Raw genomic sequence first — 12,976 nt, 5'->3', positions numbered from 1 at the left:
CCGTTTCGCCTGTTCACCGGGTTTGTCAGGGCCTGCCCCCAGCAAAAACCGGTCAGAGACACCACTAAGCCCGCCCCAGTTCACCTTCCGTTCATCCAGGTTACTTACGTTCGTCCAGCCACTGACGTCGAACGATTGCCTGGGTAAATGGAACACATCACGCTGCTGCTCGCCATTGTGGTCGTGACAGCTCTAGTGTTCGATTTCACGAACGGTTTCCATGACACCGCCAACGCGATGGCCACGACCATCTCGACCGGCGCCCTGAAGCCCAAAGCCGCCGTGGCCATGTCCGCGGCGCTCAACCTGGTCGGCGCGTTCCTGTCGGTGGAGGTCGCCAAGACGATCTCCGGCGGGATCATCAACGAAAAGGGCATCAGAACCGAGGTGATCTTCGCGGCGCTCGTCGGCGCCATCCTCTGGAACCTGGTGACCTGGCTGCTCGGCCTGCCGTCCAGCTCCTCGCACGCCCTGTTCGGCGGTCTGATCGGCGCGGCCGTGATGTCGGCCGGCTGGTCCTCGGTCAACGGCTCCACCGTCGTCACCAAGGTGCTGCTCCCGGCCGTCGCCGCCCCGATCGTCGCGGGCTTCGCCTCGATGCTGGCGACGCGCCTGACGTACCGGATCAACCGGAACACCGACGAGAAGGCCACCGCCAAGGGCTACCGGGCGGGCCAGATCGCCTCCGCCGGTCTCGTCTCGCTCGCCCACGGCACCAACGACGCGCAGAAGACCATGGGCATCATCACGCTCGCCCTGGTCACCGGCGGTGTGCTGCACCCGGGCGCCAACCCCCCGATGTGGGTCATCGTCTCGGCCGGCATGGCCATCGCCATGGGCACCTACCTCGGCGGCTGGCGCATCATCCGCACCATGGGCAAGGGCCTGACCGAGCTCGCGCCGCCGCAGGGCTTCGCCGCCCAGTCCGGTGCCGCCACCGTCATCCTGGCCTCCTCGCACCTCGGCTTCTCGCTCTCCACCACCCAGGTCTGCTCCGGCTCCGTCATGGGCGCCGGCCTCGGCCGCAAGGGCGGTGTGGTCCGCTGGTCCACCGCGACCCGGATGTTCGTCGCGTGGGGCCTGACCCTGCCGGCCGCGGGTCTGGTCGGCGCCGGCGCCGAATTCCTGACCGGCCAGGGCACCTGGGGCATTGTCCTGGTGGCGATCCTGCTGGTCGCGGGCTCCGGCTTCATCTGGAAGCTGTCGCGCCGCGAGCCGGTCTCCCACACCGACGTCACCAACGCCCCGGCCGACGCCGTGACCGAGACCCCGGCCGAGCCCGCGGGTGTCGTCACCACCGCGATCGCCGCGGTCACCCCGCCCCCGACCGTCGCCGCCGTGGCCGCCGATCTGACGGCCACCATCCCGGCCCCGGCCCCGGTGGCCCCCGCCGACCCGGCCCGCCCGGCCGCCGTCTGACCCGGCCGCGCACCCTCTAAGGAATCGTCATGCACATCGACTGGGCAGCTCTCGGCACCGTCTTCGGTGTCAGCCTCATCGTCACCGTCGGCCTGGTGGGCCTGTTCACCGTCGGGATCGTCGGCCTCAGCAAGCAGCAGTCGGCCGCGTCCGGCAAGGGCAACGTCGCCCTGGCCCGCACCACCGCGTACGCCTGCTTCGCGCTCTGCGCGGCGGCCGTCGCGTACGGCATCAACCTGATCGTCGCCAAGTAACAGCGACTGTCCACGCGTCTCCAGAACCGCCCTCCGGTCTCCCCGGAGGGCGGTTCTCTGTGTGCCTCGGCACACTCTCCCGTCGCAGGTCAGCAGCGAGTTGACGGGCGTTCGCGGGCGTGGTGGACTGCCCGAGCCATTTACGGCGGCAGAAGAGGAAGCCGGTGCGAATCCGGCGCGGTCCCGCCACTGTCATCGGGGAATGAACCCCTGTGAGCCAGGAACTCTCACCGCCGGTCGACGTCGTACCAGGGCGCGGACACCCTGAGTGAGGACATACCGCCATGCGCGCCTGCCTGTTGCCGGCACCCCCCAGAAGTACCGGAGCTCTCCGCGGCGTTGCGGCGGGCTGATCCGATGCGTGCCGATCGCACCTTCGCGTACGGCGCCACCGCCGGGCTCCTCGGCGACCTGCTCCTCGGCGATCCCCGCCGGGGGCATCCGGTCGCCGCGTTCGGCCGCGCCGCGGCCGCCGTCGAGCGCGCGCTGTGGCGCGACCACCGGGGCTGGGGCGCACTGCACACCGCCGTGTGCGCCGGAGGCGCCGCGAGCGCCGCGCTGCTCGCCACGCGCGCGCTGCGCGACCGCCCCGCCGCGTCCGTCGCCCTGACCGCCGCCGCCACCTGGGCCGTCGTCGGCGGCACTTCGCTGGGCCGCGAGGCCCGCGCGATCGGCGCCGCCCTTGAGGCCGGGGACGTCGAGGCCGCCCGCGCGCGGCTGCCGCATCTGTGCGGGCGCGACCCGCAGTCCCTGGACGCGCCCGGCATCGCGCGCGCGGTCGTCGAGTCCGTCGCCGAGAACACCTCCGACGCCGTGGTGGGCGCGCTGGTGTGGGGCGCGCTCGCGGGCGTGCCCGGCCTGGTCGCGTTCCGGGCCGTCAACACCCTGGACGCGATGGTCGGTCACCGTTCGCCGCGCCATCTGCGGTACGGGTGGGCCTCGGCACGCCTGGACGACGTGGCGGGCTGGCCGGGCGCCCGGCTCACCGCCGCGCTCGCCGTGGCCGCCGGGGGCGCGCCGGGAGCCGCCGCGCGCGCGTGGCGGTCCGACGCGGCCAAGCATCCGAGCCCCAACGCCGGCCCCGTCGAGGCGTCGTTCGCGGGCGCGTTGGGCGTACGTCTTGGCGGCACCCTCTCGTACGGCGGCCGGGTCGAGCACCGTCCTGTGCTCAACAACGGCGGGCGCGCGGTGGAAGTTCCCGACATCGAGCGGGCGGTGCGGCTGTCGCGGCGGGTGGGCTGGCTGGCGCTCGGCGTGGCGATCGCGGTGAGGAAGGTACGGACATGAGTGGCGGACTGCTGGTCGCGGGCACCACCTCCGACGCCGGGAAGAGCGTCGTCACCGCCGGGATCTGCCGGTGGCTGGTGCGCCGGGGCGTCAAGGTCGCGCCCTTCAAGGGACAGAACATGTCCCTCAACTCCTTCGTCACCCGCGAGGGCGCCGAGATCGGGCGCGCCCAGGCCATGCAGGCCCAGGCCGCGCGCGTGGAGCCGTCGGCGCTGATGAACCCCGTGCTGCTCAAGCCGGGGAGCGACCGGTCGAGCCAGGTCGTACTGATGGGCAAGCCGGTCGGCGAACTGAGCGCCCGCGGCTACCACGGCGGGCGCCAGGAAGCGCTTCTCGGGACCGTCGTGGACTGTCTGGAGCGGCTGCGGGGCACATATGACGCCGTGATCTGCGAGGGGGCGGGCAGTCCGGCCGAGATCAACCTGCGGCGCACCGACATCGTCAACATGGGCATCGCGCGCGCCGCGAAGCTCCCGGTGGTCGTGGTCGGCGACATCGACCGGGGCGGGGTCTTCGCCTCGTTCTTCGGTACGACCGCGCTCCTTTCGCCGGAGGACCAGGCGCTGGTCGCCGGGTACATCGTCAACAAGTTCCGCGGCGACGTCTCGCTCCTTCAGCCCGGCATCGACATGCTGCGCGGCCTCACCGGACGTCATACGTACGGGATCCTGCCGTACGCGCACGGGCTCGGCATCGACGAGGAGGACGGCCTGCGAGTGTCGCTGCGCGGCGCCGTGCGCGAGTCCGTGGTGGCGCCGCCGATCGGCGAGGACGTGCTGCGGGTCGCGGTCTGCGCGATCCCGCTGATGTCCAACTTCACCGACGTCGACGCGCTCGCCGCCGAACCCGGCGTGGTCGTACGGTTCGTGGACCGGCCCGAGGAACTGGCCGACGCGGATCTGGTCGTCGTGCCGGGAACCCGGGGCACGGTCCGGGCGTTGGAATGGCTGAGGGAACGGGGGCTGGCGCGGGAGCTGGCGCGCAGGGCGGCCGAGGGGCGTCCGGTGCTGGGGATCTGCGGCGGGTTCCAGGTGCTCGGTGAGCACATCGATGACGAGGTCGAGTCACGGGCGGGTTCCGTGACGGGTCTCGGACTGCTGCCCGTGCGGGTGCGGTTCGCGGCCCGGAAGACACTTGCACGGCCGACCGGCGAGGCGCTGGGCGAGCGCGTGGAGGGATACGAGATCCACCACGGCGTCGCCGAAGTGCTGGGCGGGGAAGCCTTCTTGGACGGATGCCGGGTCGGTGCGGTCTGGGGGACGCACTGGCACGGGTCACTTGAGAGCGACGGATTCAGACGACGGTTCCTGGAGCAGGTCGCGAGCGCCGCGGGTCGGCGTTTCGTGCCCGCCCCGGACACCTCGTTCGGCGCGCTGCGCGAAGAGCAGCTGGACCGCCTCGGCGACCTCATCGAAGAACACGCGGACACGGACGCGCTCATGCGGCTCATCGAGCAGGGCGCGCCCGCAGGACTTCCCTTCATCGCACCTGGAGCACCCGCATGAGCACTGTGCTGTTGTTGTCGACCGCCGACACGGATCTCCTGGCGGCCCGGGCCTCCGGGGCGCCCTACCGGATCGGCAACCCCACCCGTATCGACGTGGCCGAGGAGCTGCCCGCGCTCATCGAGGGCGCGTCGGTGGCCGTCGTGCGCCTCCTCGGCGGCAAGCGCGCCTGGGAGGACGGGCTCGCGGCGCTCAAGGCGTCCGGGATCCCGACCGTGCTGCTCGGCGGCGAGTCCGTGCCGGACGCGGAGCTGATGGCCGAGTCGTCGGTCCCGGCCGGCGTGGTCGCGGAGGCCCTGCGCTATCTGGTCGAGGGCGGCCCCGGCAACCTCGTGGAGCTCGCCCGGTTCCTCTCCGACACCGTGCTGCTGACGGGTGTCGGCTTCGCCGAGCCGCAGAAGATGCCGGAGTGGGGCGTGCACGGCACGCGCGCGTACGTGGAGGGGCGCCCCACCGTGGGCGTGCTCTTCTACCGCGCCCATGAGCTCTCCGGGAACACCTCCTTCGTCGATGTGCTCTGCGACCGCATCGAGGCCCAGGGCGCCAACGCCCTGGCGGTGTACGTGAGTTCACTGCGCGGCGCCGAAGCCGCGCTCTACGAGGAGCTCGGCAAGGCGGACGCGCTGATCGCCACCGTCCTCGCGGCGGGCGGCACCACCGCGTCCCAGGCGAGCGCGGGCGGCGACGAGGAGGCGTGGGACATCGGCGCCCTCGCCGACCTCGATGTCCCCGTGCTGCAAGGGCTCTGCCTCACCTCGTCCAAGGCCGCCTGGGCGGCTTCGGACGCCGCCGTCTCCCCCATGGACGCGGCGATGCAGGTCGCCATCCCCGAGTTCGACGGACGCCTGATCACGGTCCCCTTCTCCTTCAAGGAGCAGGGCCCGGACGACGTCCCGGTCTACGTCGCCGACCCCGAGCGGGCCGCGCGCGTCGCCGGAATCGCCGTACGGCACGCCAAGTTGAAGCACAAGCCGAACGCCGAGAAGAAGCTGGCGCTCGTCTTCACCGCCTACCCGACCAAGCACTCGCGCGTCGGCAACGCGGTGGGCCTGGACACCCCCGCCTCCGCCGTCCGCGTCCTGGACGCGCTGCGGGACGCCGGATACGTGGTCGAGGGCCACCCGGACAACGGCGACGAGCTGATCCACCGGCTCATCAACGCCGGTGGCCACGACGTGGAGTGGCTGACCGAGGAGCAGCTGGCCGCCGCCCCCGCGCGCGTACCGCTCGCCGACTACCGGGCCTGGTTCGAGAAGCTGGAGCCCGAGCTGCGCGACAGCATGCTGGAGCACTGGGGCGAGCCGCCGGGCCAGCTCTATGTGGACGGCGACGAGATCGTGCTGGCCTCCCTCCAGTTCGGCAACGTCGTCGTGATGATCCAGCCGCCGCGCGGCTTCGGCGAGAACCCGATCGCGATCTACCACGACCCGGACATGCCCCCGTCGCACCACTACATGGCGGCCTACCGCTGGCTGGAGACTGCGACATCGGAGGGGGGCTTCGGCGCCGACGCGATCGTCCACATGGGCAAACACGGCACGATGGAGTGGCTGCCGGGCAAGGGCCTCGGCCTGTCGTCGGGCTGCGGCCCGGACGCGGTCCTGGGCGACCTGCCGCTCGTGTACCCGTTCATCGTCAACGACCCGGGCGAGGGCACCCAGGCCAAGCGGCGCGGCCACGCCACCGTCGTGGACCACCTGGTGCCGCCGATGGCCCGCGCCGACACATATGGCGACCTCGCCAAGCTGGAGCAACTGCTCGACGAGTACGCGCTGGTCAGCGACCTCGACCCAACGAAGGCCCCGGCCGTGCGGGCCCAGATCTGGACGCTGGTGAAGGCCGCCGAGCTCCACCACGACCTGCACGTCGACGAGCAGCCGGACGACGGCGACTTCGACGAGTTCGTCATGCACATCGACGGCTACCTCTGCGAGATCAAGGACGTCCAGATCCGCGACGGTCTGCACATCCTGGGCGGCGGCCCGGAGGCCGAGCCCCGGGTCAACCTGGTGCTCGCGGTGCTGCGCGCCTCGCAGGTGTGGGGCGGCCAGGCCAACGCGCTGCCCGGTCTGCGCGCCTCGCTGGCCGAGCACTTCGGCCTGGTGGAGAAGGAGCTCCTGGCCGAGCCGGGGACGCCGGTGAAGGTGCCGGTCGAGCTCACCGAGCTGGTCGATGGTCCGGCCCGTACGGCGGCGGACGCGATCGACCTCCTGGAGCAGCTCTGCCGCCGCCTGGCGGAGGGCATGGAGGAGCGCGACTGGTCCGTGCCGACGTGCGGCCCGCTGGTGGACGACGTCCTGGGCACGCAACTCCCGGACGCGGTCGCCGTGTTGGAGTTCGCCTGCCGCGAGGTGGTGCCGCGTCTGGCCCGTACGACGGACGAGATCACCCACATCCTGCGGGCGCTCGACGGCGGTTACGTCCCGGCGGGCCCGTCCGGCTCCCCCACCCGGGGCCTGGTCAACGTGCTGCCGACCGGCAGGAACTTCTACTCGGTCGACCCCAAGGCCATCCCGTCCCGGCTGTCGTGGGAGGTCGGCCAGGCGCTGGCCGACTCGCTGATCGCGCGCTACCTCGCGGACACCGGGGCGTACCCGAAGTCGGTGGGCCTCACCGTCTGGGGCACCTCCGCGATGCGCACCCAGGGCGACGACATCGCCGAGATCCTGGCGCTGCTGGGCTGCCGCCCGGTGTGGGACGACGCCTCGCGCCGCGTGACCGGCTTCGAGGTCGTCCCGGTCGCGGAGCTGGGCCGCCCCCGCATCGATGTGACGGTCCGCATCTCGGGCTTCTTCCGGGACGCGTTCCCGCACGTGGTGGGCCTGATCGACGACGCGGTACGGACGGTCGCCGAGCTCGACGAGCCGGCCGAGTCCAACTACGTCCGGGCACACGCCGACGAGGACACCGCCGAACACGGCGACCGCCGCCGCGCCACCGCCCGCATCTTCGGCTCCAAGCCGGGCGCGTACGGGGCGGGTCTGCTGCCGCTGATCGACGCGCGCAACTGGCGCAGCGACGCGGACCTCGCCGAGGTGTACGCGGTGTGGGGCGGCTACGCCTACGGCCGCGGGCTCGACGGCCGGGCGGCCCGGGGCGACATGGAGACGGCGTTCCGGCGGATCGCGGTGGCGGCGAAGAACGTCGACACCCGCGAGCACGACCTGGTCGACGCCGACGACTACTTCCAGTACCACGGCGGCATGGTCGCCATGGTCCGCCATCTGACGGGCGAGTCCCCCGAGGCGTACGTGGGCGACTCGGCGACCCCGGACCAGATCAAGACCCGCACCCTGGGCGAGGAGACCCACCGCGTCTTCCGCGCGCGCGTGGTCAACCCGCGCTGGATGGCGGCGATGCGGCGCCACGGCTACAAGGGCGCCTTCGAGATGGCCGCGACCGTGGACTACCTGTTCGGGTACGACGCGACGGCGGGCGTGGTCGACGACTGGATGTACGAGAAGTTGTCGGCGGAGTACGTGTTCTCTCCGGAGAACCAGGAGTTCATGCGCAAGTCCAACCCCTGGGCGCTGCGCGGCATTACGGAACGCCTGCTGGAAGCGGCGGACCGGGGGCTGTGGGCGGAGCCGGACGCTCAGACACTTGAGCAGCTCCGCGCGACCTATCTGCAGCTTGAGGGCGACCTGGAGGGTGACGACGCATGAGCACGCCTTATCCGTTCAGCGCGATCGTCGGGCAGGACGATCTGCGGCTCGGACTGCTGCTGAACGCCGTGTCCCCGGCGGTCGGCGGAGTCCTCGTACGCGGCGAGAAGGGCACGGCCAAGAGCACGGCCGTACGTGCCCTGTCCGCGCTGCTGCCCGAGGTCGACGTGATAGCGGGATGCCGGTTCTCCTGCGACCCCGTCTCGCCCGACCCGGCGTGCCCGGACGGGCCGCACGAGGCCGGGACCGGGGCGGCGCGGGCCGCGCGGATGGTGGAGCTGCCGGTCGGCGCCTCCGAGGACCGACTGGTGGGCGCGCTCGACATCGAGCGGGCGCTGGCGGAGGGCGTGAAGGCGTTCGAGCCCGGGCTGCTCGCCCATGCCCATCGCGGAATCCTGTACGTGGACGAGGTCAACCTCCTCCATGACCACCTCGTCGACCTGCTCCTCGACGCCGCCGCCATGGGTGCCTCGTACGTGGAGCGCGAAGGCGTCTCCGTACGGCATGCCGCGCGTTTCTTGCTGGTCGGGACCATGAACCCCGAAGAGGGCGAGCTGCGGCCGCAGTTGCTGGACCGGTTCGGGCTGACCGTCGAGGTCTCGGCCTCGCGGGAGCCGGACCAGCGGGTCGAGGTGGTCCGCAGGCGGCTCGCGTACGACGACGACCCGGCCGCTTTCGCGGCGCGCTGGGCCGACGAGGAGAACGCGGTGCGCGCGCGGATCATCGCCGCGCGGGCGCTGCTGCCCGAAGTCCGGCTCGGGGACGGCGCGTTGCGCCAGATCGCCGCCACCTGCGCGGCCTTCGAGGTCGACGGTATGCGGGCCGACATCGTGATGGCCCGGACCGCGACCGCGCTGGCCGCGTGGGCGGGGCGTACGGACGTACTCGCCGAGGACGTCCGGCAGGCCGCGCTGCTCGCGCTGCCGCACCGCCGACGCCGCAACCCCTTCGACGCGCCCGGCCTCGACGAGGACAAACTCGACGACACCCTCCAGGAGTTCGGGGAGCCGGACGGGGACGACGACCCGGATCCGGACGGTCCGGGCGGTGGCGGCGGGCAGCCGCCGCAGAACGACGGGCCGTCGCAGGACGGCGGCGCCGGGGACACCCCCGCGCGCCCCGAGGCGGCCGAGGGCGGCGAGCCGCAGCCCTCCGGAGCGGGCGAGCAGCGGGCCGTACGGGCGAGTGAGCCGTTCCGTACGAAGATGCTGAGCGTGCCGGGGCTCGGCGAGGGCGCGGCCGGACGCAGGTCGCGGGCGCGCACGGCGCACGGGCGGACCACGGGGGCCCGTCGCCCCCAAGGCGCGCTCACCAAGCTGCACTTGGCGGCCACCGTCCAGGCGGCCGCGCCGCACCAGCGGGCGCGCGGGCGTTCCGGGCGCGGCCTGGTCGTGCGGCGCGACGATCTGCGCCAGGCGACGCGGGAGGGCCGCGAGGGCAACCTCGTGCTCTTCGTCGTCGACGCGTCGGGCTCGATGGCGGCCCGGCAGCGGATGGGCGCGGTCAAGGGCGCGGTGCTTTCGCTGCTGCTCGACGCGTACCAGCGGCGGGACAAGGTCGGTCTGGTCACCTTCCGGGGCAAGGACGCGGAGGTGGCACTGCCGCCGACGTCGTCGGTGGACGCGGCGGCCGCGCGCCTGGAGTCGCTGCCGACGGGCGGGCGCACCCCGCTCGCGGCCGGGCTGCTCAAGGCGCACGACGTACTGCGGGTGGAGCGCATGCGGGATCCGTCGCGGCGGCCGCTTCTCGTGGTGGTGACGGACGGGCGGGCCACGGGCGGCGTGGACCCGGTGGCGCTCGCGGGCCGGTCGGCCCGGCTGCTCGCGGCCGAGGGGACCGCGTCGGTGGTCGTGGACTGCGAGTCGGGCCCGGTGCGCCTGGGTCTGGCGGCGGAGCTGGCGCGCGAGCTCGGCGGCCCGGCGGTCACGCTCGACGAGCTGCGGGCCGACTCGATCGCCGGTCTGGTCAAGGACGTACAGGGGACGAACAGGAGGGCCGCCTGATGCCGCAGGGACAGCCGAGTGTGGTGCCGGAGGACGGTCTGACGACCCGCCAGCGACGCAACCGGCCGCTGGTCGTGGTGCACACGGGCATCGGCAAGGGCAAGTCGACGGCGGCGTTCGGGCTCGCGCTGCGCGCCTGGAACCAGGGGTGGCCGATCGGGGTGTTCCAGTTCGTCAAGTCGGCGAAGTGGAAGGTCGGCGAGGAGAACGCGCTGAAGGTGCTCGGCGCCTCCGGCGAGGGCGGGTCCGTCGCCTGGCACAAGATGGGCGAGGGCTGGTCGTGGGTCCAGCGCGATGAGCAGCTGGACAACGAGGACAAGGCCCGTGAGGGCTGGGAGCAGGTCAAGCGCGACCTGGCGGCCGAGACGTACAAGCTGTACGTGCTCGACGAGTTCGCCTACCCGATGCACTGGGGCTGGATCGACACCGACGAGGTGATCGCGGTGCTGCGCGACCGCCCGGGGACCCAGCATGTGGTGATCACGGGCCGCAACGCACCGGAGAAGCTGGTGGACTTCGCGGATCTGGTGACCGACATGTCCAAGGTCAAGCACCCGATGGACGCCGGTCAGAAGGGGCAGCGGGGCATCGAGTGGTAGCACGTCTCGTCATCGCCGCGCCGTCGTCGGGCAGCGGGAAGACCACGGTCGCGACGGGCCTGATGGCCGCGTTCGCCGCGACCGGGCTCGCCGTGTCCCCGCACAAGGTGGGGCCCGACTACATCGACCCCGGCTACCACGCGCTGGCCACGGGGCGGCCGGGGCGCAACCTGGACGCGTACATGTGCGGCGCGGAGTTGATGGCTCCGCTGTTCGCGCACGGGGCGCGGGGTTGTGACGTGGCCGTGGTCGAGGGCGTGATGGGCCTGTACGACGGGGCGTCGGGCCACGGCGAACTGGCCTCCACCGCCCAGGTGGCGAAGCTGCTGCGGGCACCGGTGGTGCTGGTCGTGGACGCGTCGTCGCAGTCGCGGTCGGTGGCGGCGCTCGTGCACGGGTTCGCGTCGTGGGATCCCGAGGTGCGGATCGGCGGCGTGATCCTGAACAAGGTCGGCTCGGACCGGCACGAGGCGGGGCTGCGCGAGGCGCTGGACGAGTCTGGCGTCCCGGTCCTCGGCGCCCTGCGCCGCGCCGCCCCGCTGTCGACCCCGTCGCGCCACCTCGGCCTGGTCCCGGTCGCCGAGCGGCACCCGGACGCGGTGGCCGCGGTGGCGGCGATGGCGGAACAGGTGCGGCGGAGCTGTGACTTGGCCGCGCTGCTGGGGCTGGCCCGGTCGGCGCCGCAGCTCGACTGCGAACCGTGGGACGCGGCGGCGGCATTGTTCCCCCACCCCGCCCCTTCCCTGAACCCTCCGGGGGTGGGTGGGGGTGAAGGTGGTCTCCCGGGGGCTACGCCCCCGAACCCCCGGGGCGGGGGCTCCGCCCCCTGCACCCCTGGCGGGGCTGCGCCCCTGCACCCCCTCGCAGAACCTACGGCCCCTGCACCCCGCCCCGACCATGGTCCGCGCCGCCGACCCGTCGTGGCCCTCGCCGGAGGCCCCGCCTTCACGTTCTCGTATGCCGAGCATGCGGAGCTGCTCGCCGCCGCCGGGGCGGAGGTCGTGGTGTTCGACCCGCTCAGGGATGAGCAACTGCCCACCGGAACCGCCGGATTGGTCATCGGCGGCGGGTTCCCCGAGGTCTACGCCACCGAGCTCAGTGCCAACGCGCCACTGCGTAAAGCCGTCGGCGAGCTGGCGCGGTCCGGCGCGCCCGTCGCCGCCGAGTGTGCCGGGCTGCTCTATCTCGCGCGGTCGCTCGACGGACAGCCGATGTGCGGCGTCCTGGACGCCGACGCGCGGATGTCGGAACGGCTGACACTCGGGTACCGGGAAGCCGTGGCGGTGGGCGACAGTTGCCTGGCCGAGGCCGGTACCCGGCTGCGCGGGCACGAGTTCCACCGGACCGTCCTCGACCCGGGGGCGGGGCCCGCGCCCGCGTGGGGACTGGTGCACCCGGAGCGCCGGGTCGAAGGGTTCGTACAACAGGGCGTGCACGCGAGCTATCTGCATACGCACTGGGCCGCCCGGCCCACCATCGCCCGTCGGTTCGTTGAGAGGTGTGCCGGATGAGCAGGCTGGTCGGAGTCGGAGTGGGCCCCGGGGACCCGGAGTTGGTGACCGTGAAGGGCGTCAAGGCTCTTCAGGGTGCCGACGTCGTGGTGGTGCCCGTCATGGACACCGGAGAGCGCGGTCGCGCCGAGGCGACCGTGCTCCACTACGTGGACGGGGCCAAGGTCGTCCGGGTCGTCTTCGCGCTCAACGAGCGCACGGACCGGGGCCGGCGCGAGGCGGCCTGGGACGCGGCGGGCGAGAAGGTCGCGGAGCTGCTGCGCGCGCACGAGCGCGTCGCCTTCGCGACCATCGGCGACCCCAATGTGTACTCGACGTTCACCTATCTCGCCCAGACCATCGGCCAGCTGGTGCCGGGCACCGAGATCGCGACCGTGCCCGGGATCACCGCGATGCAGGACCTCGCCGCCCGCTCCGGCGCGGTGCTCACCGAGGGCACGGAGCCGCTGACGCTCGTCCCCGTCACCGCCGGGTCCGCCGTGCTCAAGGACGCGCTTGAGGGCCCCGGCACGGTGGTGGCGTACAAGTTCGGGCGCCAGGCCGGCGAGGTGGCGGCCGCGCTGCGGGCGACCGGGCGGATCGACGACGCGGTGTGGGGCTCGGCGCTCGGCCTGGACGAGGAGTCCATCAGCCCCGCCGCCGATCTCGACGGCAGCCCGCTGCCGTATCTGTCGACGCTCATCGCGCCCGCCCGGCGCGACGGCGGACGCGGCGGCAAGCTGTGACCGCGCCG

The 12,976-nt window shown here is 72.8% G+C and carries 9 protein-coding genes and 1 riboswitch; all 9 genes read left to right on the top strand.

Annotation, left to right across the window (positions count from 1 at the left end; genetic code table 11):
- The first annotated feature begins 147 nt into the window (after positions 1-147).
- The 9 genes from ACT1U9_RS24480 to cobI all read left to right on the top strand — a co-directional run bounded on the left by ACT1U9_RS24480 (position 148) and on the right by cobI (position 12,968).
- Positions 148-1,419: an inorganic phosphate transporter gene (locus ACT1U9_RS24480; protein WP_444534808.1), complete on the top strand. Its 1,272-nt coding sequence runs from the start codon at positions 148-150 to the stop codon at positions 1,417-1,419.
- A gap of 29 nt (positions 1,420-1,448) precedes the next feature.
- Positions 1,449-1,673 (top strand): hypothetical protein, encoded by a 225-nt coding sequence (locus ACT1U9_RS24475; RefSeq protein ID WP_188274514.1) that lies wholly within the window; start codon positions 1,449-1,451, stop codon positions 1,671-1,673.
- A 103-nt stretch (positions 1,674-1,776) separates the two neighbouring features.
- A riboswitch (cobalamin riboswitch) is annotated at positions 1,777-1,974 on the top strand.
- Between the two features lie 56 nt (positions 1,975-2,030).
- On the top strand, positions 2,031-2,960 hold the full coding sequence (locus ACT1U9_RS24470) for a cobalamin biosynthesis protein (RefSeq protein WP_444534807.1): 930 nt from the start codon (positions 2,031-2,033) through the stop codon (positions 2,958-2,960).
- Entirely contained in the window at positions 2,957-4,465 is a 1,509-nt protein-coding gene (locus ACT1U9_RS24465; protein WP_444534806.1) for a cobyric acid synthase, read from the top strand. The genes ACT1U9_RS24470 and ACT1U9_RS24465 overlap by 4 nt, the downstream gene beginning before the upstream one ends.
- The gene (gene cobN, locus ACT1U9_RS24460) at positions 4,462-8,130 is read left to right on the top strand and encodes a cobaltochelatase subunit CobN (protein ID WP_444534805.1); all 3,669 of its coding nucleotides are present in this window, start codon (positions 4,462-4,464) and stop codon (positions 8,128-8,130) included. Before ACT1U9_RS24465 ends, cobN begins: the two co-directional genes overlap by 4 nt.
- A complete protein-coding gene (locus ACT1U9_RS24455) occupies positions 8,127-10,133 on the top strand; it encodes a putative cobaltochelatase (protein WP_444534804.1) in 2,007 nt (668 codons plus the stop codon). Before cobN ends, ACT1U9_RS24455 begins: the two co-directional genes overlap by 4 nt.
- Positions 10,133-10,732 (top strand): cob(I)yrinic acid a,c-diamide adenosyltransferase, encoded by a 600-nt coding sequence (gene cobO, locus ACT1U9_RS24450; RefSeq protein ID WP_188274472.1) that lies wholly within the window; start codon positions 10,133-10,135, stop codon positions 10,730-10,732. The genes ACT1U9_RS24455 and cobO overlap by 1 nt, the downstream gene beginning before the upstream one ends.
- A complete protein-coding gene (locus ACT1U9_RS24445) occupies positions 10,726-12,243 on the top strand; it encodes a cobyrinate a,c-diamide synthase (RefSeq protein WP_444534803.1) in 1,518 nt (505 codons plus the stop codon). The genes cobO and ACT1U9_RS24445 overlap by 7 nt, the downstream gene beginning before the upstream one ends.
- Positions 12,240-12,968: a precorrin-2 C(20)-methyltransferase gene (cobI, locus tag ACT1U9_RS24440; protein WP_444534802.1), complete on the top strand. Its 729-nt coding sequence runs from the start codon at positions 12,240-12,242 to the stop codon at positions 12,966-12,968. Before ACT1U9_RS24445 ends, cobI begins: the two co-directional genes overlap by 4 nt.
- Positions 12,969-12,976 lie beyond the last annotated feature (8 nt).

It is taken from the genome of Streptomyces sp. BR1 (genome assembly GCF_052373795.1).
Lineage (GTDB): Bacteria > Actinomycetota > Actinomycetes > Streptomycetales > Streptomycetaceae > Streptomyces.
Note: the sequence above shows the minus strand (reverse complement) of the source record. Positions and strands in the feature narration are given on the sequence as shown.